The 24,178-nt window shown below is 71.8% G+C and carries 20 protein-coding genes and 1 tRNA gene; 15 read left to right on the top strand and 6 right to left on the bottom strand.

Annotated features, from left to right (window positions below; genetic code table 11):
* The first annotated feature begins 78 nt into the window (after positions 1–78).
* The 10 genes from WMF17_RS19355 (at position 79) to WMF17_RS19400 (ending at position 9,092) form a co-directional block, all read left to right on the top strand.
* Positions 79–591 (top strand): DUF507 family protein, encoded by a 513-nt coding sequence (locus WMF17_RS19355; protein WP_437650691.1) that lies wholly within the window; start codon positions 79–81, stop codon positions 589–591.
* Positions 592–798: 207 nt separating this feature from the next.
* Entirely contained in the window at positions 799–1,116 is a 318-nt protein-coding gene (locus tag WMF17_RS19360; RefSeq protein WP_436618698.1) for a hypothetical protein, read from the top strand.
* Between the two features lie 22 nt (positions 1,117–1,138).
* Positions 1,139–2,185, top strand: coding sequence for an SDR family oxidoreductase (locus tag WMF17_RS19365; protein WP_437603555.1), 1,047 nt, complete (start codon positions 1,139–1,141; stop codon positions 2,183–2,185).
* 26 nt (positions 2,186–2,211) lie between these two features.
* Positions 2,212–3,081 carry a YicC/YloC family endoribonuclease gene (locus tag WMF17_RS19370; RefSeq protein WP_437604278.1) on the top strand — a complete coding sequence of 290 codons (870 nt, stop codon included), beginning with the start codon at positions 2,212–2,214 and terminating at the stop codon, positions 3,079–3,081.
* A gap of 9 nt (positions 3,082–3,090) precedes the next feature.
* On the top strand, positions 3,091–3,729 hold the full coding sequence (gene gmk / locus WMF17_RS19375; RefSeq protein ID WP_437603556.1) for a guanylate kinase: 639 nt from the start codon (positions 3,091–3,093) through the stop codon (positions 3,727–3,729).
* Positions 3,726–4,613, top strand: a complete 888-nt coding sequence (gene mtnP / locus WMF17_RS19380) for an S-methyl-5'-thioadenosine phosphorylase (protein WP_437603557.1) — start codon at positions 3,726–3,728, stop codon at positions 4,611–4,613. Before gmk ends, mtnP begins: the two co-directional genes overlap by 4 nt.
* A 154-nt stretch (positions 4,614–4,767) precedes the next feature.
* Positions 4,768–5,694 carry a PfkB family carbohydrate kinase gene (locus WMF17_RS19385; protein WP_437650692.1) on the top strand — a complete coding sequence of 309 codons (927 nt, stop codon included), beginning with the start codon at positions 4,768–4,770 and terminating at the stop codon, positions 5,692–5,694.
* Positions 5,695–5,771: 77 nt separating this feature from the next.
* On the top strand, positions 5,772–6,437 hold the full coding sequence (locus tag WMF17_RS19390; protein ID WP_437603559.1) for a hypothetical protein: 666 nt from the start codon (positions 5,772–5,774) through the stop codon (positions 6,435–6,437).
* Positions 6,438–6,576: 139 nt separating this feature from the next.
* Positions 6,577–8,061 (top strand): serine/threonine protein kinase, encoded by a 1,485-nt coding sequence (locus tag WMF17_RS19395; RefSeq protein ID WP_437603560.1) that lies wholly within the window; start codon positions 6,577–6,579, stop codon positions 8,059–8,061.
* Entirely contained in the window at positions 8,058–9,092 is a 1,035-nt protein-coding gene (locus WMF17_RS19400) for a hypothetical protein (RefSeq protein WP_437603561.1), read from the top strand. The genes WMF17_RS19395 and WMF17_RS19400 overlap by 4 nt, the downstream gene beginning before the upstream one ends.
* 100 nt (positions 9,093–9,192) lie before the next feature.
* Here the strand turns inward: WMF17_RS19400 and proS are convergent, their stop codons facing one another.
* Positions 9,193–10,749: a proline--tRNA ligase gene (proS, locus tag WMF17_RS19405; RefSeq protein ID WP_437603562.1), complete on the bottom strand. Its 1,557-nt coding sequence runs from the start codon at positions 10,747–10,749 to the stop codon at positions 9,193–9,195.
* A gap of 280 nt (positions 10,750–11,029) precedes the next feature.
* Between proS and WMF17_RS19410 the strand changes: the two genes are divergently transcribed.
* Both WMF17_RS19410 and WMF17_RS19415 read left to right on the top strand, forming a co-directional pair.
* A complete protein-coding gene (locus WMF17_RS19410) occupies positions 11,030–11,926 on the top strand; it encodes an isoaspartyl peptidase/L-asparaginase (RefSeq protein WP_437650693.1) in 897 nt (298 codons plus the stop codon).
* A gap of 16 nt (positions 11,927–11,942) precedes the next feature.
* Positions 11,943–13,454: a phytoene desaturase family protein gene (locus WMF17_RS19415; protein WP_437603564.1), complete on the top strand. Its 1,512-nt coding sequence runs from the start codon at positions 11,943–11,945 to the stop codon at positions 13,452–13,454.
* Between the two features lie 27 nt (positions 13,455–13,481).
* On the opposite strand, the gene WMF17_RS19420 is transcribed toward WMF17_RS19415, so the two are convergent.
* Both WMF17_RS19420 and WMF17_RS19425 read right to left on the bottom strand, forming a co-directional pair.
* Positions 13,482–15,182: a sigma 54-interacting transcriptional regulator gene (locus WMF17_RS19420; protein WP_437603565.1), complete on the bottom strand. Its 1,701-nt coding sequence runs from the start codon at positions 15,180–15,182 to the stop codon at positions 13,482–13,484.
* Positions 15,183–15,545: 363 nt separating this feature from the next.
* Positions 15,546–16,520, bottom strand: a complete 975-nt coding sequence (locus WMF17_RS19425) for a hypothetical protein (RefSeq protein WP_437603566.1) — start codon at positions 16,518–16,520, stop codon at positions 15,546–15,548.
* 302 nt (positions 16,521–16,822) lie between these two features.
* Between WMF17_RS19425 and WMF17_RS19430 the strand changes: the two genes are divergently transcribed.
* Positions 16,823–18,349 carry an alkaline phosphatase family protein gene (locus tag WMF17_RS19430; protein ID WP_437650694.1) on the top strand — a complete coding sequence of 509 codons (1,527 nt, stop codon included), beginning with the start codon at positions 16,823–16,825 and terminating at the stop codon, positions 18,347–18,349.
* A gap of 60 nt (positions 18,350–18,409) precedes the next feature.
* The gene (gene murJ / locus WMF17_RS19435; RefSeq protein WP_437650695.1) at positions 18,410–20,065 is read left to right on the top strand and encodes a murein biosynthesis integral membrane protein MurJ; all 1,656 of its coding nucleotides are present in this window, start codon (positions 18,410–18,412) and stop codon (positions 20,063–20,065) included.
* Here murJ and WMF17_RS19440 read toward each other — a convergent pair.
* On the bottom strand, positions 20,034–20,654 hold the full coding sequence (locus WMF17_RS19440; protein ID WP_437603569.1) for a protein-tyrosine phosphatase family protein: 621 nt from the start codon (positions 20,652–20,654) through the stop codon (positions 20,034–20,036). The genes murJ and WMF17_RS19440 overlap by 32 nt on opposite strands.
* Before the next feature lie 132 nt (positions 20,655–20,786).
* Here WMF17_RS19440 and WMF17_RS19445 point away from each other — a divergent pair, with 132 nt between their 5' ends.
* The gene (locus tag WMF17_RS19445; RefSeq protein ID WP_437650696.1) at positions 20,787–22,481 is read left to right on the top strand and encodes a L,D-transpeptidase; all 1,695 of its coding nucleotides are present in this window, start codon (positions 20,787–20,789) and stop codon (positions 22,479–22,481) included.
* A gap of 62 nt (positions 22,482–22,543) precedes the next feature.
* Here the strand turns inward: WMF17_RS19445 and WMF17_RS19450 are convergent.
* Positions 22,544–22,620: transfer RNA gene (locus WMF17_RS19450), tRNA-Met, on the bottom strand.
* A gap of 125 nt (positions 22,621–22,745) precedes the next feature.
* Entirely contained in the window at positions 22,746–24,134 is a 1,389-nt protein-coding gene (locus WMF17_RS19455) for an energy transducer TonB family protein (RefSeq protein ID WP_437650697.1), read from the bottom strand.
* Positions 24,135–24,178 lie beyond the last annotated feature (44 nt).

Genomic DNA, 24,178 nt, shown 5'->3' on the forward strand with positions numbered 1-24,178 from the left:
TTTGAGCCGGGCATGCCCCGTGAATGAACCCCTGCACGGGGGAGCCAGTTCGACCGCTCCTCCAGCTACGGACGTTGGATGCGCCTCTTTAGCGGCAAAATTACTCCTCTCACAGAAGAAATCGTCCGCGCGCTCGTGGACAACCGTGACATCGAAGTCGAGTCGAGAAAAGAGGTCGCGCTCGACGTCGAGTCGGTGTTCACGAGCTACCTGCACGCCGAGCGGGAAGCGACCGAGCGGGCGAAAGAGATCCTCCAGGCACGCGGGCTGCCCCAGGGCGAGTTCAACCGGGTCAAGCGCCTGGCCGCGGAGCAGAAGGGGATCAAGACCGGCGAGGAAACGATGGATTATCTCCTCGACCAGCTGCTCGAGATGCTGATGCACTCGAACAACGTCGGGGAGGTGTTCGTCGAGGACCACGACCTGCGGCGCCGGATGAGGCCCATCCTGCGGAAGTACCTCGAGATGGACGAGGCGCTCGACACCGAGGTGCGCGGCAAGCTCCGCCACGTGCAGGAAGGCTCCCGCACCTGGGAGGTCGAGTACCAGCGGGTCATGGGCGAGATCCAGCGCCGCAAGGGGCTGCTGTAGTCGCCGGCGTCAGGCGGACGAGCTCGCCGCAGGGCGAGCAGGCCGCCCCTGACGTCCGTCGATCCAGCGAGACCTCGCCCGAACCGCGCCGCGGCGCCCGTTCCACAGGAATGCTTCTGTAGGATAGGAGCGCACCGTCTGCGACCATTCCCCGTGTGGAACGTTCGGCCTGCCAGATCGGGCGCCGCCGTGGTACCGGAGGACATCATGAGCTGGATTCCCAAGGTCGAGGCGAAGCGGCACTTCTGTCATAAATGCAAGAACGAGCTCATCTTCGAGGTGAAGCTCCAGCGCGCGGACACCTGCCCCCATTGCGGTGTCGACCTCCACTGCTGCAAGAACTGCGAGAACTGGGACCCGGCTGCGCATAACCAGTGCAAAGAGCACATCGCCGAGTACATCCCGGATCGGGAAAGCGCGAACTATTGTACTTTCTTCACGTTCAAGAACGGCGTACCGGAAGATAACTCGAAGCGCATCGCGGATTCGCGCTCCAAGCTCGACAACCTTTTCAAGAAGAAGTAGGCGCCCGCTGGGGAGCACGCACATGTCCACGCCTCGCTACTTGGTCACCGGCGGTGCCGGGTTCATCGGAAGCAACCTCGCCGCGGCGCTGACCGCCGCCGGGGAGCGGGTCCGCGTCCTCGATAACCTCGCGACGGGCCGCTGGGAGAACCTCGACGGGCTCCCGCACCAGTCGCTGATCGAGCGCATCACCGGGGACATCCGGGATGCGGCGGCGGTCGCGGCGGCGGCGAAGGGGGTCGAGGTCATCCTCCACCAGGCCGCGCTCGGGTCGGTCCCGCGCAGCGTGGAGACGCCGGTCGAGTCGAACGCCGTCAACGTCGGCGGCACGGTCACGGTGCTCGACGTCGCGCGCCGGCAGGGCGTGCGCCGCGTGATCTTCGCCGCGTCCTCCAGCGCGTACGGCGAGACGCCCGTCCTCCCGAAGCACGAGGGCATGGAGCCGATGCCGCTGTCGCCGTACGCGGTCACGAAGCTCGCCTGCGAGCACTACATGAAGGTCTTCGCGGGCATCTACGGCCTGGAGACCCTGAGCCTGCGCTACTTCAACGTCTTCGGGCCGAACCAGACGCCGGACGGCGCCTACGCCGCGGCGATCCCGCGGTTCATCGACGCCGCGTTGCAGAACCGGCCGATCCCGATCTTCGGCGACGGGGAGCAGACGCGCGACTTCTGCTTCATCGAGAACACCGTCTCCGCGAACCTGCTCGGCGCGACGTCGCCGAAGAAGTTCAGGGGCGAGATCATCAACATCGCCGGCGGCCGCAGGATCGGGCTGAACGAGCTCTGCAAGGAGATCTCGCGGGTCCTCGGGCGAGACGTCGCGATCGAGCACCTCCCGGCCCGCGCGGGGGACATCCGCCACTCGCTCGCCGACATCTCGCGCGCGTCCGAGCTCATCGGGTACGAGCCCCGCGTGCGCTGGGAGGACGGCATCGCCCCCACCGTCACGTACCTGCAGACGCTCCGTGAGAAGGGCCCCGCGGCCGCGTCGACCACGGTCACCTGTGGCAAGGTTCCGCTGCCGAAGGCCCAGGCGGCCTCGGACACCGGGCCCCAGGCGAGCTAGGTAGAGAGGGGCGGCGCGTGCGGAGCATGACCGGCTTCGGGCTCGGTGACGCTTCGCTCACCGAGGGGCGCGTCGTCGCCGAGATCCGCTCGGTGAACCAGCGCTTCCTGGATGTGCGCGCGCGGCTCCCGCGCGAGCTCGTCGATCTGACGATGTTCGCCGAGCAGGTGGCGCGCGAGCGCCTGCGCCGGGGCCGCATCGAGATCATCGTGCGCACCGAGGGGGCGGTGCTGGCCCCGAGCACGCTCGATAAGTCGAAGGCGCGCGCGGCGTTCCACGCGCTCGCCGAGCTCCGCGACGAGCTCGCGCCGGGCGCCGACGTGCCGCTCTCGCTGCTCTGCGCCGTGCCGGACCTCTTCGCGCCCGCCGGCGGCCACGAGATCGCCGCCGTCCGCGCCGCCCTCAAGGTCGCGATCGAGCGCGCGATCGACGCGATGGAGGGCATGTGTCACCGCGAGGGCGAGGCGCTCGCCTGCGACATGCGCGGGCGCGTGGCGACGCTCCGCGCGCTCGCCTCGGAGGTCGTAGCGCGCGCCGACGACGCGCGCGAGGCGCTCCGGCGGCGCCTGCGCGAGCGCGTCGAGCGCCTGCTCCACGGGGTGGAGGCTGGCTTCGAGGCGACGCGGATCGAGGCGGAGGTGATGTTGCTCGCCGAGCGCAGCGACATCACCGAGGAGGTAACCCGCCTCCGGAGCCACCTCGACCAGTTCGGCGGCGCGCTCGCGGCGCCGGGCGGCGAGCCCTGCGGAAGGAGGCTCGACTTCCTGCTTCAGGAGATGGTACGCGAGGCGAATACGCTGGGCTCCAAGGCGCAGGACGCCGCCATCTCCCATCACGTCGTGGCGATGAAGGTGGAGCTCGAACGCCTGCGGGAGCAGGTCCAGAACATCGAGTGACAGGAGAGCATGTCGACCGAAGCACTGAGTGACGACTTCCTCCTCCTCATCGTGTCGTCCCCGTCCGGCGCCGGGAAGACGACGCTCTGCGGGAGGTTGCGCAGCGAGTTCCCCGACCTGCGCTTCTCGGTCTCTCACACGACGCGGCGCCCGCGCCCGAACGAGGTCGACGGCCGCGAGTACCATTTCGTCGACCCGAACACGTTCGAGCAGATGATCCGCATCGGCGCGTTCGCCGAGTGGGCCCGCGTGCACGATCACCTCTACGGGACGAGCCTGAAGGAGATCGAGATCGCCCGCGCCACGGCGCGCGGTGTCCTCTTCGACATCGATCACCAGGGCGCGAGGCAGATCAAGGCGAGCCTGCCCGAGGCGGTCGCGGTGTTCATCCTGCCCCCGTCGCTCGCCGAGCTCGAGCGGCGCCTGCGCGGCCGCGGCACCGAGGACGAGCCGACGACGCTCCGGCGCCTCCGCAACGCGAAGGGGGAGATCGAGCACTACGGCTTCTTCGACTACGTGATCGTGAACGACGAGATCAACCGCGCGTACGAGCAGCTGAGGTCGCTCGTCTTCGCCGAGCGGTGCCGCCGCCAGCGGCGCGCGGCGCTCTGCGAGCGGCTGCTCGCAGAGCGGAGGTTCGAGCGATGAGCACCAGCGCGACGCACGACGTGCTCGCCGTCATCGGCGGCAGCGGACTCTACGAGATGGGATGGCTGGAGGACGTCGAGGAGGTCTCGGTGTCCACGCCCTTCGGTCTGCCGAGCGACGTCGTGCTCCGCGGCCAGGTCACGGGCGGCGACGCGACCGTCCTGTTCCTGCCGCGCCACGGGCGCGGACACCGCTTCTCCCCTTCGACGATCAACTACCGCGCGAACATCTGCGCGCTGAAGATGCTCGGCGCAACGCACGTGCTCAGCGTGAGCGCCGTCGGCTCGCTGCGCGAGGAGATCGAGCCCGGCGACCTCGTCGTCGTCGACCAGTTCATCGACTTCACGAAGCGCCGGGCCTCGACGTTCTTCGACGACGGCGTGGTCGCCCACGTGCCGTTCGCCGATCCGGTGTGCCCGTTCTTGGCGAGCGCCGTCCACGACGCCGCGCGCTCCACCGCCGCGCGCGTCCACCGCGGCGGCACCTACGTCTGCATCGAGGGCCCGCAGTTCTCGACGCGGGCCGAGAGCCACATGTTCCGGTCCTTCGGCGCGCACGTCATCGGGATGACCAACCTGCCCGAGGCGAAGCTCGCTCGCGAGGCCGAGCTCCCCTACGCCACGCTCGCGCTCACGACCGACTTCGACTGCTGGCACGTGACCGAGGAGGCGGTGAGCGTCGAGGCGGTCATCGCCGTGTTGAACCGCAACATCGTGCATGCGCGGAACGTCGCGAAGACCCTCGCCCACAGCCTCCCCGACGTGTCGCAGAGCCCGGCCCGCCACGTGCTGCAGAAATCCATCATGACCTCGGCCGGCGCGACCTCGCCCGACGCGCAGGCACGGCTCGAGTGGCTCATCGGCCCTCGGCAGAAGGCGGAGTGAGCGTGCTCCGCGGCGAAGGCTGTCGCCGCGCCCGCTCCGCGGCAGCGAGCAGCGGGCCGGCATCGTCTCGCCCGGCCACACGGGCGCGGCGACGGTGTCGCTGAAACGAACCGCGCAGCCAGCCGCTGCGCGCCAACCTGACTGAGAGGCTTCTGTGACGACCTCCTCCGCGATCCTCATCATTGGCTCGATGGCCTTCGACGATCTCGAGCTGCCCTCCGGCAGCGCCAGGAACGTCGTGGGTGGCTCGGCGACCTACTCGTCGTTCGCCGCGTCGTGCTTCGCTCCGGTGCGCACGGTCGCCGTGGTCGGCGACGACTTCCCCGAGGGGACCCTCGCGGCGATGCGCGCCCGGGGCATCGCCGTCGAGGGCGTCGAGCGCGCTGCGGGGAAGACGTTCCGCTGGGCCGGGCGCTACGACGCCGATCTCATCCATCGCACGACGCTCGACACGCAGCTCAACGTGTTCGCGTCGTTCGCGCCGAAGCTGCCGGAGGCGTACCGCGACACGCCCTTCGTCCTGCTCGGCAACATCCACCCCGCGCTCCAGCTCGACGTGCTCGAGCAGGTCCGCTCGCCGCGCTTCGTCCTCGCTGACACCATGAACTTCTGGATCGAGGGCGAGCCGAAGGCGGTCGCGGCGATGCTGCGCCGCATCGACACGCTCGTGGTCAACGACGAGGAAGCGCGCCAGCTCTCGGGCAAGTACAATATCCGGCGCGCCGCGAAGGAGATCCTGTCCCGCGGTCCGCGCCGGCTGATCATCAAGCGCGGCGAGCATGGCGCGCTGCTCTTCGACGAGGACGGCGTGTTCGCGGCGCCCGGCTTCCCGCTGGAGGACGTTGTCGATCCGACGGGGGCCGGCGACGCCTTCGCAGGCGGGCTCATCGGTTACCTCGCTTGCCAGCCGGAGCTCACGCCGCTCGCGCTCCGACGCGGCATGCTCCACGCGACGGCGACCGCCTCGTTCTGTGTCGAGGCGGTGGGCACGCAGCGGATCGCGACGGTGACGCGCGCCGACATCATGGCGCGCCTGATCGAGATCCGGGCGCTCTACGAGTTCGGCGCGAGCACCATGTGAACCCGCCCGGGGGTGGACCCGCGCGAGGGCCTTCCGTGTGCGGTCGCTGTTCACCTTCCGGCGCATAGCCGTGCTAGATGACCGTCAAAGTGAACATGAACCTCACCACCCGTACATTCGCAGGCATCGTCTTGCTCGCCCCCCTCGTCTTCGGCTGCGCGGCCCGCTCGGCGCCGTTCGACGATATGGACAAGGCGCAGATCACGGTGCTCCGCCTCCAGGGGCAGGAGCTGGCCCCCGCGCCCATGACGACCCAGGCCCCCACCCTCATTCCGGGGATCCCGCCCGAGCTCCAGCAGATGGGCCAGGCCGCTCTCCAGGGGCTGCAGCAGGCGCTCCCCGGCCTGATCCCGCCCAACCTCATCCCTGGTCAGACGGCGAGCACGCCGGTGCTGCCCGCTCAGCCCCGCTTCAAGAACTTCGTCATCCTCCAGCAGCGTCAGCTCACGACCGGCGACAGCGATGAGGAGCTCAAGGACCAGATCCTCGACATCTTCGGCGATGAGGACAGCTTCACCGCGGACCGCGGCAACTGCTTCTACCCGGGCCTGGGCATCTCCATGATCCGGCCGAACAACCCCACGCCGGTCGACCTGCTCATCTCCTTCTCGTGCAATCAGGCCATGGGCGACGGCTTCGCTTGGCCCCACCAGGGGGTCAACGGCTTCACGGCCCAGACCCACCAGAAGCTCAGCGAGATCTACCAGCAGCTGTGGGGACAGTCGGTCCCGCCCGGCGCCTGATCTCCCGGCGCGGCGAGGACACCTCCCGAGCCGCACTCATGTAAGCAATACCACATAACGCGCCTGCGGGGCCCGGATGCTAGACTTGATCGAGCTTTCCGATGTCCCTGCATTTCGTCCAGGAGCGCGCCGCGACGTCATGATCCCCCAGCCCCAGCTGTTGCCGGGAAAGGAGCTCGGGCATTACGAGCTCCTCCTGCCCATCGCGCAGGGGGGAATGGCCACGGTGTGGGCCGCACGCCGCAAGGGCCTCCGCGGCTTCCAGAAGACGGTCGCCATCAAGACGATGCTGCCGTCGCTCTCGGACGATGCCCAGTTCGAGTCGATGTTCCTCGAAGAAGCGAGGCTCGCCTCGGGGATCCATCACCCGAACGTCGCCGAGATCCTCGACCTCGGGGAGCAGGGCGACGTCCTCTATATCGCGATGGAGTGGGTCGACGGCGAGGCGCTGTCGGTCATCGCGCGGGCGGCGAACAAGAGCGGCGTGGCGATCCCGTTGCGCATCGCGCTCCGCATCCTCAGCCGCGCGTGCCTCGGTCTGCACGCCGCGCACGAGCTCCGCGACCCGCAGAGCGACGATCAGCTGCTCGGGCTCGTGCACCGCGACGTGTCACCCCAGAACATCCTCGTGACGTACGACGGCCACGTGAAGCTCGTGGACTTCGGCGTCGCCAAGGCGACAAACCGGTCCCACAACGATACGACCGCGGGACAGATCAAGGGCAAGGTGCCGTACATGTCCCCGGAGCAGGCGCGGGGCGAGCGGATCGATCGGCGCACCGACATCTTCGCGATGGGGAGTGTGCTCTACAAGCTCACGACGGGAGATCACCCCTTCACCGCAGAGAACGATCTCCTCACGCTGAAGCACATCACCTCGCGGCCAGCGCTGTCGCCTCTCCTGAAGAACCCGGATTTCCCCCCCGACCTGGATCACGTCCTGATGACGTGCCTCCAGAAGGACCCCGACAGGCGGTATCAGACGATGCTCGAGCTCGAGGGCGCGCTGGAGGCCGTGCTGGCGAAGGAGCCGACGGTGACGGACCACGACGTCGGGGCGTTCGTGCGGGGGCTGCTGGGAGAGCGCAACCAGCGCCGGCGCACCGCGCTGCGCGACACGATCCGCATGCTCGACGAGCGCGTGTCGAACCCGCCCGAGGTGATGCTCGTTCGCGACAGCATCAGCGAGCTCTTCTTCACGCAGCTCCCCCCTGGCCACCCGGACGCCCAGCTCCCCACGGTTCGCTCGAGCGTTCCCTCGCTCCCGCAGCCGGTGCTGCTGCCCGAGGCGCTCCAGCAGAGCTCGCCCGGCCAGGAGACGCCGCTCGGCCCGATCGAGGCCCCCGCGACGCGGCGTCGCTCGGGGACGCTGGCGGCAGCCGTGGCGCTCGCGCTCCTGACGATGCTCGGCGCAGGCATCTTGTGGCTCCGGCGGCAGCCCGCGCCGCAGCCAGCCTCGTCCGAGCAGGCCATGAGGCTCGGCCGCAGCGCGGGCAGCGTGGCGGCAGCCGCGGCGCCGAGCGCGACGGCCGCTGGATCGGCCGCCGCGAGCGCGCGCAAACCAACCCCGGGCAAGCCTCCCTCGACGCAGTGGGTGCCGACCGTGACCACGCCCGGGTTTTGAGCGGCCGCAGGGCGCGGCAGCTCCGCGACGCGCTCCTCCTGGCAGCGAGCCTGGGCGTCATGGGCAGCGTCCTGCTGTTGCGCCGGAGCCGGGAGCCCAGCGCCTCGCCTGTCCCGGCGCCGTCGAGCGCGTCCGCGGAGCCGTCGCCGCTGCCCAGGGGTGGAGAGCCCGAGCGCATCGCGCTCGACGAGCACGAAGCGCAGGCTGGGTGCGACTTCGCCGACCACGGCTTCGGCGGCTACGAGCGCTGGCGCCCCCTCCCGGTGGGCAGGCTCCTCGTCCCGCCGGCGCGCGCGATCTCGACGGACGGCGGCTACGATCTGCTCGTCCATTTTCACGGCGCCGAGGCGATCCGAAAGGTGCTGGCTCCCAGAGACATGGAGCTTGTCATCGCCGGGGTCGATCTGGGGACCCGCTCGAGCGCCTACGCGCGCGCCCTCGAAGGCGGCGGCTGGGACGCGCTGCTCCAGGCGATCGACCGCGAGGTCGGAGCTGCGGCCGGGATCACGGGCGCGCGCGCACGCCGCCTGGTGCTGTCGTCCTGGAGCGCCGGGTCGGGCGCGATCGGCAGGGTCGTCGAGCGCGGGAGCCGCCACGTCGACGCCTTGATCCTGCTCGACTCCCTCTATGGCTCCTACATGCCTGGGCAGACGTCGCTCGTGCAGGGCCAGCTTGCCCCTTACGTGGCCCTAGCGAACGCCGCCGCGCGCGGCGCGCCCGTCTTCTACCTGACGCACACCGAGACCCCGACGAGCGGCTACGCGTCCACGAAAGAGGTGGCCACCTTCCTGCTGCGCGAGCTCGGAGCGAGCCCCATCGCGGTGACCTCCAGCGGCGACGGCGCGCCGCCCGGGGCGCCGGGCCTCGGCGCCGAGGAAGCGGGAGACGCGCTGCGGCTCACCCGGATGTACGACGGCGGCAGCCTCTACGTGCGCGGTTACGCCGGAGCGGGCCCCGGCGGACACTGCGCGCAGCTGCGGCTGCTCCCCGCGATCCTGGCGGAGCACGTGCTCCCCGCGCTCGGCCGTTGAGGCGCCGCTGCTGCGAGGGGACGCGCGGCGTCCTCTCCGGCGAAGCGCCGGGCGCGCCGGCGACGCCGAGCGCGCCCGGTGAACCGGCGGGCGCCTCTGCTCAGTAAGATTTCGCGAACACCACGCGCCGCGGGCTGGGCTTGCCGGTGAAGATGCACGTCCCTTCGCCGGTCACCGCGTCGGCCCACGGCGCGCCTTCGAACCCGCCGGTCGGGATGCAGCGGATGGTCACCTTGTGCGCGTCCTTCACCGCCGTCTCGATCTCCGGATCGCCGGACCAGTGCGCAAGCGCGAACCCACCCTGCGACTCCTTGCCCTCCTTCGACGCGAAGAACGCATCGAAATCGGCGCGGCTGTTGATCACATGCGTGTTCGCGTCGCGCATCGCGAGTGCGCGCCCGTAGAGCGTCGCCTGGATGTCAGCGAGGATCTCGGTGATGCGCCCCGCGAGCTCCGCGCGCGCCATGCTCGACTTCTCCTTCGGCGAGCGGTCCCTGCGCATGACCATGGCCACGCCGCCGTCGACGTCGCGCGGCCCGACCTCGATCCGGACGGGGACGCCCTTCTTCACCCACTCCCACTGCTTGTCGCCGCCGCGGATGTCGCGCCGATCGATCTCGACCTCGACGCGCCGCTCGCCGAAGCGCTGCGCCCGGAGCTCCTTCGCGAGCCCATCGATGTACTCGTCGACCTTGGCGCGCGTGTCGTCGCCGCGGTAAACCGGCAGGATCACGACGTGCGCGGGCGCGAGGTGCGGCGGGAGCACCAGGCCGTCGTCGTCGCTGTGGGTCATGATCAGGCCGCCGACGAGGCGCGTCGACACGCCCCAGGACGTCGTCCACGCGTACTCTTCGGTCTCCGCCTTGGTCTGGAACTTGATGCCGCTCGCCCTGGCGAAGTTCTGCCCCAGGAAGTGGCTCGTCCCGGCCTGCAGGGCCTTGCGATCCTGCATCATCGCCTCGATCGCGTAGGTGTCGACCGCGCCGGGGAAGCGCTCGCTCGCCGTCTTCGGGCCCTCGAGGACGGGCATCGCCATGAAGTCGCGCGCGAACGTCGCGTAGACGCCGAGCATGCGCAGCGTCTCCTCGCGCGCCTCGGCCTCGCTCGCGTGCGCGGTGTGCCCCTCCTGCCAGAGGAACTCCGACGTCCGCAGGAACAGGCGCGTCCGCAGCTCCCACCGCACGACGTTCGCCCACTGGTTGATGAGCAGCGGCAGATCCCGGTAGCTCTGGACCCAGCTCGCGAACGCGGCGCCGATGATCGTCTCGGACGTGGGGCGCACGATGAGCGGCTCCTCCAGCCGGGCCTGGGGGTCGGGGATGAGCCCGCCGCCGGGGCCGGGCACCAGCCGGTGGTGGGTGACCACCGCGCACTCCTTCGCGAACCCCTCGACGTGCTCCGCTTCCTTCTCGAGGAACGACTTCGGGATGAACAGCGGGAAGTAGGCGTTCTTGTGCCCGGTCGCCTTGAACATGCTGTCGAGCTCGCGCTGGATGTTCTCCCAGATCGCGTAGCCCCACGGCTTGATGACCATGCAGCCGCGGACGGGGGAGCTCTCGGCGAGGTCGGCCGCGCGCACGACCTGCTGGTACCACTCCGGGTAGTCCTCGTTGCGCGTGGGCGTGATGGCGGTCTTCGGCGCTTCGTTCTTGGCCACGGTCTCTGCTCTCCTCGCTGGGCGGCTTCGCAGGCGGCCTTCGACCTGGCCGCGCTCTTCCCGCGGCGGGCGGTCAGCTGGCGCCGGCCCCGCTCCGGGCTGAGCGCGCGACGTATCAGGAGCGCGGCAGGGTGTCGAGCGCAGCGGCCCTGCCCGGGCGCCGCGCGGCCTCCCCGCTCGACGGACCCGCGCTCCCCGCGCGACGGAGCCCCGTCCTGGCCGCCGCGCGCCCGGCCGGCTTCGCGGCGGCGCGTGGCCATGGTACGCGCAGGAGAACGACGTGAAATACGTCATCCTCACGCACGGCGGGGTGACCGCGCCGCAGAACGGCGCGGACAGCTGCGCCAGGGCCGCCGATGAGGCGCTCGGCGCCCTGGACGCGGGCGGAGAGGCGCTCGCGGCGGCGATCGCGGCGACCGCCCGCCTGGAAGACGACCCGCGCTTCAACGCCGGGACAGGCTCGAACCTCCGCCTCGACGGGCAGACGATCGAGATGGATGCGGCCGTGATGGCCAGCGATGGACGGTTCGGCGCCGTCGCGTGCGTCGAGCGGGTGAAGAACCCCGTCCTGGTCGCGGCGAAGGTGATGGAGACGCCCCACCTGATCATCGCCGGCGCCGGCGCGACCGCGTTCGCGCGCCGGCTCGGGTTCGCCGACCACGAGCCGGTCACCGAGGCGGCGCGCGAGAGGCACGGCCGCGCCCTCGCCGCGCTGCGCGGCGGCGGGGGAGACAGCGACTACACGAACGACGCGGCGCGGTTCCACGCGCTCACGGCGACGCGGTTCTGGAACTTCGACGCCGAGCCGGTCGAGTGCGACACGGTCGGGGCCGTCGTGCGCGACACGCACGGCCGCTTCGCCGCGGCGGCGTCGACGGGCGGGTCGACCTACTCGCTCCGCGGCCGCGTCGGGGACGTGCCGCTGATGGGCGCGGGGATCTACGCCGGCCCGCACGGGGCGGTGGCGGCGACCGGGGTCGGCGAGGAGATCGCGCGACGCCTCCTCGCGCGAACGGTCTATGACTGGCTCGCCGACGGCGTCGCGCCCGCCCGCGCCGCGCAGCGCGGCGTCGCGATGTTCCCGGACGTGATCGCCGTCGGCGTGCTCGTCGTGGGGCGCAACGGCCAGGCGATCGCCTCGAACCGCAACATGCCGAGCGCGCAGCTCGCGGGCTGAGGAGCCGCAGAGGACGATGCAGAGAGACCCCGATGCGATCGTGGTGGGCGCGGGACCGAACGGCCTCACCGCGGCGGCGTACCTCGCCCGCGCGGGCTTCTCGGTGCTCGTGCTCGAGGCCGAGCAGGAGCCGGGCGGCGCCGTGCGGACGCGCGAGGTGACGCTCCCGGGGTTCCACCACGATCTCGGCGCGGCGTTCTTCCCCTTCGGGCAGACGAGCCCCGCGCTGCTGCCGCTCGACCTGCCGGGGGCCGGCCTCGTCTGGCGGCACGCGCCGATCGACAGCGCTCACCCGGCGCCCGATGGGACCTGCGCCTCGATCGCGCGGGACGTCGACGCGACGGCGAGGTCGCTCGGCGAGGACGGCCCCGCGTGGCGCCGGATCGCCGGCTGGCACGCGGCCACACGCGAGCGGCTGCTGAACGCGCTCCTGGCCACGCCGCCCGCCCTCGGGGCGCTGCTCCGCTTCGGGCCCCTCAACCTGCTCCGCCTCGCGCAGGTGGCCCTCTCGAGCGGCCGCGGCTTCTCGACGCGCACCTTCCGGACCGAGGCGGCCCGGCGGGTGATCCCCGGCCTCGCCCTCCACACCGACGTCGGCCCGGAGGATCCCTGCGGCGCGATCGTCGGCTTCATGCTCACCCTGCTCGCCTCGAGCGGCGGCTTCGCGGTGCCCGAGGGCGGCGCCGGCGCGATCACGCGCGCCCTGCTCCGGCGCGTCGAGGAGCGCGGCGGCAGCCTCCGCTGCGGCGCCCGGGTCGAGCAGATCATCGCCAGGCAGGGACGGGCGGCCGCGGTCCGGCTCGCGGACGGCGAGGAGATCAGCGCGCGCCGCGCGATCGTCGCCGACGTCGCGGCGCCGACGCTCTACCTCCGCCTGCTCGCGGCAGAGCTCGTCCCTGCCCGGGTCCAGCGCGCCATGCGCCGGTTCCGCCAGGGGTTCGGCACCTTCAAGATGGACTGGGCGCTCGACGGCCCGGCGCCGTGGTCCCACGAGGACGCCGCGCGCGCCGCGGTCGTGCACGCGGGCGACAGCCTCGACGATCTCGCCGAGTTCACGCGGCAGGTGCGCGCCGGCGCGCTCCCCGAGCACCCGTACCTCGTGATCGGGCAGCAGTCGCTGGCCGATCCGACCCGCGCGCCGGCCGGGCGCCACACCCTGTGGGCCTACTCGCGCGTCCCCTCCTCCATCGACGGCGGCTGGGCGTCCTCGCGCGAGCGCTTCGCCGACCGCATCGAGGCGCGGATCGAGGAGCTCGCCCCCGGCTTCCGGCAGCGGATCCTCGCCCGGAAGATCTGGGCGCCGGACGACCTGGAGGCGATGGACGCAAACCTCATCGGCGGCGATCTCGGCGGCGGCTCGGCCGACATCCGGCATCAGCTCTTCTTCCGGCCGGTGTTCCCCTACTTCCGCTACCGAACGCCGGTCCGCGGCCTCTACCTGGGCTCGTCCTATGCGCACCCCGGCGCCGGGGTCCACGGCGCCTGCGGGCGCAACGCCGCCCTGGCGGTGCTGGAGGACGAAGGCTGAGCCGCCGGCGCTCCGCCCGTTCGAGGCCTACTTCGACCGCGAGGGCGGGCCGTCCCGGTAATCGGAGCGCTTCAAGCCCTGGCTGGCGATCTTCTCCTGGAGCGTGCGCAGCGGCATCCTGAGCCGCCGCGCCGCCATCGCCAGGTTGCCGTTGGTCGCGCGGAGGGCCTCGAGGATGATCTCGGCCTCCAGGCGGTCCATCTGCGCCTTGAGCCCGATCGTCGGCGCGGAGCTGGGCGGCGCGATCTCGACGAAAGGCCGGTCCGGCGGCGGCGGCGTGGAGCGCTTGCGCGTCGCGAGGGCGTTGATGCTCTCCGGCAGGTCGAGCGGGGTGATGACGTTTCCCCTCGCGATGACGACGGCGCGCTCGATGGCGCTGCGCAGCTCGCGCACGTTGCCGGGCCAGGGATACTGCTCCAGCAGCGCGAGCGTCTCCGGATCGAGCGAGCGCACGTTGCGCCGGTGCGCTTCGTTCGCCTGCCGGAGGAAGCGCTGCGCCAGCGGCCCGATGTCCTCGCGCCGCTCGCAGAGCGGAGGGATGCGCAGCGGCACCCCGTTGAGCCGGTAGAGCAGGTCCGAGCGGAACGTGCCCGCCTCGCACATCGCCTCGAGATCGCGGTACGTGGTCGCGACGATCCGCACGTCCACCTCGATCTCTCTGGTCGATCCGATGCGGCCCATGCGCCCGGTGTCGAGGAGGCGCAGCAGCGCGGCCTGGGAGGAAGGCGGGAGATCGCCGACCTCGTCGAGCACCACGGTGCCGCCCGCGCACGTCTCGAAGACGCCCTCCTGCGCCTGGGTGGCGCCCGGGAAGGCGTCGGCCTCGTGGCCGAAGAGCGTGCTCTCCAGGAGCTGCGCGGGCACGCCGCTGCACCCGACGCGGATCATGTGCTTCCTGTGGCGCGGGCCGGCCTCGTGGATCAGGCGCGCGAGCACGTCCTTGCCGGTCCCCGACTCGCCCTGGAGCAGCACGGGCGCGGACGAGCGCGCGAGGCGCATGGCGGTCTCGAGCACCGGCCGCATCGCGGGGCTGCGCATCACGAGCCCCTCGTCGTTGACCGCGCGCACGCCGCCGGCCGGCGTCGGCCCGCCCATCAGGTTGTCGACGTTCGGCAGCTCTCTCCGCTCCAAGGCGCCGCGGCGCGCGTCCAGCGCGTCGAGGTTGAGCACCGGCAGCTCGGCGCTCGCGATGACGCGCAACGACGCCGTGATCTCCCCGAGCACCACCTCGTCGCCGGGCTTCAGGGTGCCCTGCTCCACGCGCTGCCCGCTCAGGAAGGTGCCGTTCGTCGAGCCGAGATCCTCGATGAGCACGTCGCCGCGCTGGAACGTGAAGCGCGCGTGGCGCCGCGACAGGCTGCGCTCGGGGATCGCGACGTCGGCGCTCGGATCGCGACCCACGACGACCCCGACCCCGTCGGTCAGCTGCACCGTCTCGGCGCCGTGCCGATGGTAGATGATGAGCAGCACGTGCGGCTCGGTCCCGCGCTCGCGGCTCAGCTGCTTCAGCGCGTCACGGACCTGCGACATGGCGATCGGATCCGTCACGCCCAGCTGCGAATCTGGCTGGGCCTCCTGTGCGTCAGGATCCTCGGCCGGCGCGAAGGGCTGTGCGACCGCGGCCTCCGCCGGCGACGCGTCGCCGCGGTGCCCCTCCTCGGGCGCGCCCGGCTCGCGGACGTCCGGCGAAGGTAGACTCCTCGGAGCGGCCGGACGCGAGTGATTCATGCGTTCTCTCTCAGTGCGTGCCCGAGGAACCCCCGGCACCGGATGCTGGCCCGCGAACCCTGCTCGCGCTCATCCTTTATCCTGTGACCATAAGCCGCAGGTAGGCCAGCGCGCAAGGCGCGAGCAGTCGTTCGTCGGCTCGTCCGCGGCCAGCGCGGCCAGCGCGGCCAGCGGCTCACCCAGCCACACCGCTCTCCACCTCTATCTCGCCCCGGGCTCTCCCCTCTCCCACTCTCCCCACTCCCGTGTCCCGTCGCTCGCGCCTCGCGCCTCGCTCCCCTTTACCGCCGCCTTCTTTCTCGTTCGTTTCAGCAGCGTGCCGCATCGGGCAGCTCCCCTGTGCAGGCCGCCTCGATGCTCTGCTCAGGCGCCGCGCGCGGCATGCTCGCCAGAGCCGGGCGGTCGCGCGGAGGGCGTGGCCGGATCTTCGGCGCGGCAGTGCGCGTCGAAGCGTGAGCACGGGATGTCCTCGACCGGCGGGAGCTCCGCGTAGCCGCGGGGGCCGGCGATCTCGTTGAAGCAGCGACCGAGCCAACCTGGGATCACGAGCGCGTAGGTTCGCGCGAGCCTCCCTCGATCGTCCAGGGTGCGCAGCATCGCGTGGTAGGTGACCTCGCCATAGGTCGCCTTGAAGGCGGCCGCCTGCTCAGGGCGCGCGAGCCAGCTCATGACGCCGGCGCGATCCGCCTCCGGATGGAACTGGACCGCCTCGAGCCCCGGCGCGACCTGCAGCCCGAGAATCGCCCGGCCCTTGGAGATCCCGTCACGGCTCTCGCGGGCGAGGAGCTGGCCACCGAGGGAGCCCAGGCGGCGCTCGTCGAGGTTCACCGCTTCCCAGTTGCGGTGCTCGAAGGCGAAGAGACGATCGCCGAACGGAGACAGCAACGGGTGCTGCTGGCCGAGCGGGGTCGTGTAGATAGGCATGACCCCGAACTTGCGATCAGCACGCGGCACGACGTCGGCCAGCCGGTAGTGATGGACGACGAGCTCGAACGAATAGCAGATCGCGAAGAGCGCTCGCCGCTCCGCGCCCCCCTGGACCGCCGACTCGACCACGCCGTCCAGCAGGCGCGCGAAGTCGAGCGTCCACGGCTCGCCCTCTCCATCGAACGGAGAGCCGGGGCCCCCCGAAGAGAGGTACAGATCACAGTCTGTAGGGATGGGTGTGTTTGTGTCCCGGGGAGACGCCTCGATAACCTCGCAAAATACGCCAGGATTGTGCTTCTGAACACGTTCAAAGAACGTTGCGGCAAGCCCGCGCAGGCAGCGCATCGCCTGGTTCACGTGGCCATTGTTCATGTCCACGATGCAGAGCCGGAGCGGTCTCAGCGGCCTCATCGACCGGCCGTTCTCGACGGCATCAATCCCGGCGGGCGTAGATGGGAGCGGATTCGAGCTCATCGGAAGTGGACAGAGTGCAAACGTCGGCCCCCGCGTCTTCTACCCATATCACCGCGCTGACCTCGCGAAAAGAAAGGTTTTCTTGGTTACGTGGGCAGTCGCGCGGGTGTGCGCGGAGGGTCACGTGGATCACGCTGCGGTTGCTCGGCGGTTACCCAGGGTACACGCGGGACATTGTCGAATCGAGGGCAGACCAAAAGTCCTTCCTCGGCCCTGCGTTCCTGGGGATCCTGTGTGTGATGAAAAAACAGAATGTACCGCCGGGTGATCCCCTGACCCGACGCCATGTGCTGACAGGGCTCGGCGCTGCGGTCGGCGCCGCGACCTTCGGATGCACCGCCACGGAGAGCGCGACGATGTTCGGGAACGTCGGTTCGAGCACCGATGGCTCGGGCGGGAGCGACGGTTCCGGCGGAGCGGGCAGCGCCGGCGGCGCAGGGGGAGCGGGCGGCTCGGGACAGGCGGGAGCGGGCGGCGCCGGCGGCGCTCCTGCGGATCGCTGCGCCGACACGGGAGGCCTGAGCCCCGCAGAGCTGCTCGCGCCCATCAGCACCATCGTCGTCCTCTGTATGGAGAACCGCTCGTTCGACCACTACCTCGGCTCGCTGCGGCTGAAGGAGGGCAGGCCGATCGACGGCCTGACAGGGAACGAGTCGAACCGAGCGCCGGACGGCGCGCGGATCTCGCCCTTCCAGCTCGACAACTTCACGCCCGCCGACCCGCCGCATAGCTGGGACGCAGCCCACGCGCAGTGGAATCAAGGGATGAACGACGGGTTCGTCGCCGCCCACGCCGGGCCGGATCAGCGCGACGTGATGGGCTATCACGTGCGGGAGCACCTGCCGATCCTCTACGCGCTCGCCGACGCATCGGCGATCTGCGAGCGCTGGTTCTGCTCGGTGCTCGGACCGACCTGGCCCAACCGCTTCTTCCTGCACGGCGCCACGTCGAGGGGCGTCTCCAGGAACGTGCCGGTCACCGGCTTCACGAGCGTGTTCGAGCTGCTGAGCGACGCGGGGATCTCGAGCAGGAACTACTACCATGACGTGCCGTGGTGCTCGGGGGCGTACTTCAAGTTCAAGGGCGTCTCCGGGATCGAGCGCTTCTTCGAGGACGCGGCCGCTGGGCTCCTCCCCGCGTTCTCCGTCATCGATCCCCAGTTCTTCGGCGCCACCGCGAACGACGATCACCCCGACCACGACGTGCAGCTCGGGCAGGTGCTCATCGCCAGCATCTACAACGCGCTCGCGAGGAGCCCGCAGTGGGGTCAGTGCCTCTTCGTGATCACCTACGACGAGCACGGAGGCTTCTTCGACCACGTCGCGCCGCCCACTGCGACGGACGACGATCCGCTGTTCTCCCAGCTCGGGTTCCGGGTGCCGTCGATCGTCGCGGGCCCGTTCGTCCGGAGAGGCTGCGCGGTGAGCACCGTGCTCGACCACGCGTCGGTGATCCGCACGCTGGAGGCGCGCTTCGACATCCCCACGCTGAACGCGCGCTCCGGCGGGGCGAACGATCTGTCGTGCTGCATCGACCCGGCGCTCCTCCACGATCCTCAGCGCCCGATCCTCCTGCCCACGGTCGAGATCTCCCTGTCGCAGCTGCGCTCGCGGACCGAGACCGGGATCTCCCAGCCGGAGCTGTGGGAGGCCGCGGAGCGCGGGCTCATCCCGCGGCACCTGGATCGCCGGAGCGAGGGTCCGGACATCGCGCGGCGGGTGCTGGCGCACGCGGAGCGGATCGGCGCCGCGAGGCTCAGGGACTGAGCCGCCGGCCAGCCGGCGCCGAGGTCGCACAGGGGCGGGAGGTCTGATAGAAGCGGCGCCGTGCCGCCCGACCTCGATCCGCCCGCCGCCACGCAGGCAGGGACCGCGCCGGCGAGCGCAGCGCCGGGCGCTCCCGCGGCGACCGGCGCGCGCCGGCCGGCCGCTGGACAGGAGGCGGCGCCCAGCGCGGCGCGGTCGTCGGCGATGGTCACCGCGGGGATCATCCTCTCGCGGCTCGTGGGGCTGATCCGCCAGCGGGTGACAGCGCACTTCTTCGGCACATCCGAGCTCGCCGACGTGCTCGCCGCGGCGTTCCGCGCGGGGAACATCACCCAGAACCTCCTCGGCGAGGGGACGCTCTCGGCGACGTTCATCCCGGTCTATGCGCGCCTCCGCGCGGCCAACGACGCGCGCCGCGCGGCGCACTTCGCGCTCTCCGCGCTCGGGCTCCTGCTCGTCGCCGCCGCGGCCGCGTCGATCGTCGGCGTGATCTCCGCGCCGTGGCTGTCCTTCCTGGTCGCGGCTGGCTTCGACGAGGACAAGCTCGCGAGCACGACGCGGATCGTCCGAATCATCTTCCCGATGACAGGCCTGCTCGTGCTGTCGGCGTGGGGGCTCGGGGTGCTGAACGCGCACCGGCGGTTCTTCCTCCCCTACGCCGCGCCCGTCGCGTGGAGCGCCGCCCAGATCGCGGGGCTGCTCGTGTGCGGGGCGTGGCTCGGGATGCGCGGGGAGCCGCTCGCCGAGGCGCTCGCGTGGAGCGCGCTCGCCGGCGCCGCGCTGCAGCTCGCGCTGCTGCTCCCCGCGGCGCGCTCGCTGCTCGGCGGGCTGAAGCCGCGCCTCGACACGCGCGACCCGAGCGTCCGGGAGGCGGGCGAGAAGCTACCCGCCGCGCTGCTCGGCCGCGGGATCATCCAGGTCTCCGGGCTCGTCGACACGCTCCTCGTGAGCTTCCTCGGCGCCGGCGCGAACGCGGCCTTCAACTACGCGCAGACGATCTACCTGTTGCCGATGAGCATCCTCGGCACAGGGGAGGCCGCGGTGGCGCTGCCCGAGATGGCGCGCGACACGGCCGAGGCGGACGTCGCGCGGCGCAACGAGGCGCTGGCGCGCCGCCTCGGAGCGTCGCTCGCGCGGATCACCGTGCTGACCGTGCCGGCGACGGCCGTGTTCATGGTGCTCGGGCGGGAGCTCATCACGCTGCTGCTGCAGACCGGGACGTTCGATCGGGCGTCGACCGCGCGGGTCGAGCCGCTCGTGTGCGCCTACGGGCTCGCGCTGCTCGGGAACGCCGCGGGGCGCGTGCTGATCACCACCTCGTTCGCGCTGGGGGACACGAGGACGCCGGCGCGCTACGCGCTCTATCGCGTGATCGTCAGCACCGGCGTCGCGCTCCTCCTGATGCAGCGGCTCGACGTGCTCGGCGTGGTGCTCGGCGCCGTCATCGCCGGGTGGGTCGAGGCGATCGCCCTCGCGCTCCGCGTGCGGCGCGAGATCGGCGGGCTCGGGCTGGACCAGGTCCGGATCGGCCGCGTCGCCGCGCTCACGGCGGTCTCGGTCGGCTGCGGCGTGGCGCTGAGGGCCGCGCTGCCGGAGCCGATCGTCGCCACGCCGTGGGGCGCCGCGCTCGTCCTCGCGGGATGCGGCGGGGCCTTCGCGCTCGCGGCGCCCGCGCTCGGGCTCTTCAGCCTGAGGTCCCTGCTGCGCAGGAGGTGATCGCGGGCGGCGACGCGCGCTCGCTGGCCTCCGCTTGCGCGCGGTGCCAGGCGACGTACCGCTCGACGAACTCGCGCTGCACCCGGCGCAGCGCGACGCGCGGGCGCTGCCGCTCGAGCAGGGCGATCGCCTCGCCGATCTCGAGGCCGCCGCGGGTGGTGAGGTAGCAGAGCGCGAGCGTGACGCTCCGCCCGACGCCGCTCGCGCAGTGGACGTGGACGCGATGGCCAGCGCCGAGATGGCGCTCGAGGAACGCCACGCCGCGCGCGGCCTCCTCGAGCGTGGGGGCGCACATGTCCCAGCAGGGGATGCGCAGGTACTCGACCCCCGCCGCGCGCAGGGCGAGCACCGGATCGTAGAGCTCGCGCGACACGTTGATCACCGCGCGGACCTCGAGGCGGCGGAGCTCGGCGACGTCGCCAGGGAGGAGAAACCCGCCGATCAGGAGGTTCGGGCTCACCCACGTGCGCCACGGGTGCCGCGGTCGGAACGACGCGGTGGCGCGGCGCAGCGCCAGGAATGCATAGAAAACCACGGCGTAGGGCGCGAGCAGGAGGACCACCAGCGCGGGGCGGAGGCGCACGCGCATCTCATGGCGTCGTCGCGCGCACGGCGCCAGCGGCCGGGCGGGACGCGCGCGGGCGATGCGCACGTCGCGCACGCACGCAGGCGGCGCCCTGGAACTTGGCCCAGGGCGCGCAAGTCGGGCATGCGTCGGCCGATGCCGCTCGCTTCCCTGCCGACGGAGCTCTCCCGGCCGGTCTCGCCTCCGGACCTCCGGGCGCCGCTGCTCCGCGCGCCACGACGCTCCGGAGGCGGCGCCCGGCCGCGTCTTCTCGACGGGCTGGCAGGCCTGATCGTCGTGCTGGCCATGTCCGGTTGCAAGGCGGCAGGCGCATCGGTGGAGCTGTCGAAGGACGAAGCGGGCGACGGCGGCGAGCTCCAGGTCGCCGCGCTGCCCGCGGACGGGCCCAAGCTGATCGCGCTGCGCGCGGGGACGCCCGTGCTCGCGCGCCCGCAGTCAGGCGCGCGCAGGCTCGGAGAGCTCTATCCAGGCGCCGCCGTCGTGCGATCCGCGGAGCCATACGGACGCGCGGGGTGCAGCGGAGAGTGGTACGCGATCCGCCCCCGCGGCTTCGTCTGCGTGGGCGACGGCGCGACGCTGCACACCGACGCGGTCGCGGTGCTGCCGGCGCCGCCCGATCTGTCGCGGCCCCTCCCCTACCGCTACGGGCGCGCGCGGACCCAGGGAACCCCGGCGTACTTCGGGGTGCCGAGCAGCGAGGAGCTGCGGCACGCCGAGCCGGATCTCGAGCGCCATCTCGAGCGCGTGCAGCGCAGCGACGCGCAGCTCGGCGCGTCGGCCAACGACGTCCCGCTGGATGAGCGCGGCATCGCCACCGGACCGCCGGTGCTGCTGCCGCAGCGAGAGGGCGTGGGCGAGGACGGGCGGAGGACCGAGGCCGGATATTTCCTCTTTCCGCTCGCCGACGCGATCGCGCCGCTCCCACCCCTCGCCGCGCTCGGCATCGAGCTCGGCGCGAAGGATGGCGCGCCCGTCGATCTGCGCTCCGCGATGAAGACGGTGGCGCTGCGCAAGGGCAGCGGGGTCGCGATCACCCGCACCTTCACGGCGGGAGAGACGGACGGCCGCAGGCTCGGCGTGACGCCGGACGGACGGCTCATCCCGGCCGATCGGCTGCGGGCCGCGCTCGGCTCGCCGTGGCACGGCCTCGACGTCGAGAAGGTCGGGCTGCCCGTGGCGTTCGTGCATCGCCACGACGTCAACACGTGGTCGATAGGCCACGGCAAGGCCACTCTCAACGAGGAGGAGCTCGAGCGGCACACGGGCGTGCCGCTCACGGGCAAGTTCAGGACGGTGGCCGGCGTCCGCTTCGAGGAGGCACGCGACGGCTTCTGGCTGCGCTCTCAGGATCTCGTCGTCATCGTGCGGCGCGCCAAGCTCCCCGAGTTCGCCAAGGGCTCGCAGCGCTGGCTCGACGTCAGCCTGGCCAACCAGACCCTGACGGCCTACGAGGGGCAGAAGCCGATCTACGCCACGCTGATCTCGTCCGGACGCGATCAGCTCCGCGATCCCGCATCGAGCGCGTCCACGGCGCGCGGCACCTTCCGCGTGCGGAGCAAGCACGTGACGCGCAACATCGACCCGCGCGAGGTGGCCGACAGCTTCGACGTCGCCGACGCCCCGTGGGTGATGGACTTCGCGCCAGGCCACGCGATCACCGGCATGTACTGGGGCGCCGGGGTCGGCGAAGCGCAAGGCTTTCACGACATCGCGCTGACGCCCGTCGATGCGCGGCGCATCTTCCTGTGGGCCGAACCGGCGCTCCCCGATGGCTGGCACGCCGTGCACAGCAGCGGCGAGGAAGGATCCCTCGTCCACGTCCGGCCTTGAGGAGCTCGCCGCAAACGCTGGCCCTGAGTTCAGGGAGGCCAGCGGCCGACTGTCACCATTGCTGGTGCCGAAGGAGGGACTCGAACCCCCGACCCGGCGCGTATGAAACGCCTGCTCTGGCCAGCTGAGCTACTTCGGCAAAAGTGAGGGCGGACTAGTACCGCCCCGTTCCCAGCCTGTCAAGCGATGTCTTGCCCTTGCGACCCCGCCGTCGACACGCGTCGATCGGGGCGTCGGGCTCATCGACCTCGTCGATTCATCGATTCATCGGTCGCCGGCGGGGTGCTTCGGCAGGACGGCGGGGTTCCTCGCCTCGAACGGCATCGACCACCGAAAGCTCTCACCGAGCTCGGGGGGCACCGGCGGGTACGGCGCGCCGCGCAGCACCGCGCGCCGGCAGTTCTCGTCGAACTCGGGGATGCCGCTCGGCCGCGTCACCGACGCGCTCTCGACCGTCCCGTCCGCGCGGATCACGAACGTCACGATCACGGTCCCCTGGAGCCCCTCGCCCGCAGCCCACTTGGGGAACGCGTCAGCCCAGAGCGGGTGCAGCTTGGCCATGACCTGCCGCATGTAGAGGTTGCGCCGGCGATCGAGGGGATCGTTGTCGAGCAGCCGGCCGCGCCCCGAGCCGAGCGCGCTGGAGCGCGCGCCGCGGCCCGCCACGCCGCCCGATCCGATCGCGCCCGGCCCCGCCTCTCCGCCCGGACCGAGCCCGCGCGCGCCACCGGCCGAGCTGGCATGAACGAGCGACTGGATCGCCGTCGCCACCTCCTGTTCGCTGTCGACCGTGTCGCTCGGGCGCCCCGCGACGTCGGCGGGGACCGAGGGCGTACCCACGGCGACCCTCGGCCGCGCCAGCGGGACCGCCGCGCTGTCGCGATGATCCGCGCCGGGCCGCCCGTCGCGCACGCCCAGCCCCGCGGACGAGCGCTCGCCGCCCTCCACGGCTCCGCCGACCGCGCGCGGGCTCGCGCCGAGGGACAGCGTCGCGCCGGGTGCGCCGGACACGTCGACCTCGCGCTCGACGCCCGCGGGCCGGGCAGCTGCGCCGAGCGCGCTGCCCCGACGCTCGGGCGCCCCGCTGTCGCGCGCCCCGACCGACGGATCGCGCTCGGACGCGGCACGTCGCTCGGCCCGGCTGCCGACGCGGCCGCCCGCGAGGAACGTGAGCTCCATGGGCTCCCGGCTGGCTCGCCAGTCCTCGCGCGACGCGCGATGGGACGACGAGCGGATGCGCTGGATCTGGCTCCTGTCGAGGCGTGAGCGGACCTCGGGAGACAGAAACGTCGCGTCGTCCCTGTCGGCGAGGTTCAGCGCCGGCAGCTCGGCCGCCTCGGTGCCGCCGCGGCCGCTCGTGCCCGTGTCCGGCCGCGCCGCGGCTTCCCCTCCGCCACGCGCCAGGCTCGCGGGCAGCTCGGGCGCGATCGCGGCGGCGCTGTCGAGCGTGCCGTCCGAGACCACGGGGAGGTCGATCTCGATCGGCGCGCTCATCGCCGCCGGCGCTCCGACCGTGCGCGCGAGCGTCACCTCCCGCGCCGAGAGCGAGCTCGCGACGACCACCGCGCCTGCCCCGAGAAGCCCGGCGTGGGCAGCGACGGAGAGCGCCCACGCGGATGCGATCCGGCGGCCGTCGCGTGACCTCTGCGCCATCGTCCTGTCACTATGCCTTGAAACTCGCACGAGGCGAGCCCGGC

The sequence above is a fragment of the Sorangium sp. So ce362 genome (genome assembly GCF_051519845.1).
GTDB lineage: Bacteria > Myxococcota_A > Polyangia > Polyangiales > Polyangiaceae > Sorangium.

Excerpts from the sequence above, each read along its gene's own strand:
- WMF17_RS19395 (WP_437603560.1), top strand. The coding sequence starts at position 6,577 with ATGATCCCCCAGCCCCAGCTGTTGCCGGGAAAGGAGCTCGGGCATTAC.
- WMF17_RS19365 (WP_437603555.1), top strand. The coding sequence starts at position 1,139 with ATGTCCACGCCTCGCTACTTGGTCACCGGCGGTGCCGGGTTCATCGGA.
- WMF17_RS19420 (WP_437603565.1), bottom strand. The coding sequence starts at position 15,182 with ATGAATCACTCGCGTCCGGCCGCTCCGAGGAGTCTACCTTCGCCGGAC.
- WMF17_RS19425 (WP_437603566.1), bottom strand. The coding sequence starts at position 16,520 with ATGAGGCCGCTGAGACCGCTCCGGCTCTGCATCGTGGACATGAACAAT.
- WMF17_RS19415 (WP_437603564.1), top strand. The coding sequence starts at position 11,943 with ATGCAGAGAGACCCCGATGCGATCGTGGTGGGCGCGGGACCGAACGGC.
- WMF17_RS19355 (WP_437650691.1), top strand. The coding sequence starts at position 79 with ATGCGCCTCTTTAGCGGCAAAATTACTCCTCTCACAGAAGAAATCGTC.
- WMF17_RS19360 (WP_436618698.1), top strand. The coding sequence starts at position 799 with ATGAGCTGGATTCCCAAGGTCGAGGCGAAGCGGCACTTCTGTCATAAA.
- WMF17_RS19455 (WP_437650697.1), bottom strand. The coding sequence starts at position 24,134 with ATGGCGCAGAGGTCACGCGACGGCCGCCGGATCGCATCCGCGTGGGCG.
- WMF17_RS19445 (WP_437650696.1), top strand. The coding sequence starts at position 20,787 with ATGCCGCTCGCTTCCCTGCCGACGGAGCTCTCCCGGCCGGTCTCGCCT.
- WMF17_RS19440 (WP_437603569.1), bottom strand. The coding sequence starts at position 20,654 with ATGCGCGTGCGCCTCCGCCCCGCGCTGGTGGTCCTCCTGCTCGCGCCC.
- gmk (WP_437603556.1), top strand. The coding sequence starts at position 3,091 with ATGTCGACCGAAGCACTGAGTGACGACTTCCTCCTCCTCATCGTGTCG.
- WMF17_RS19430 (WP_437650694.1), top strand. The coding sequence starts at position 16,823 with ATGAAAAAACAGAATGTACCGCCGGGTGATCCCCTGACCCGACGCCAT.
- WMF17_RS19390 (WP_437603559.1), top strand. The coding sequence starts at position 5,772 with ATGACCGTCAAAGTGAACATGAACCTCACCACCCGTACATTCGCAGGC.
- mtnP (WP_437603557.1), top strand. The coding sequence starts at position 3,726 with ATGAGCACCAGCGCGACGCACGACGTGCTCGCCGTCATCGGCGGCAGC.
- WMF17_RS19370 (WP_437604278.1), top strand. The coding sequence starts at position 2,212 with ATGACCGGCTTCGGGCTCGGTGACGCTTCGCTCACCGAGGGGCGCGTC.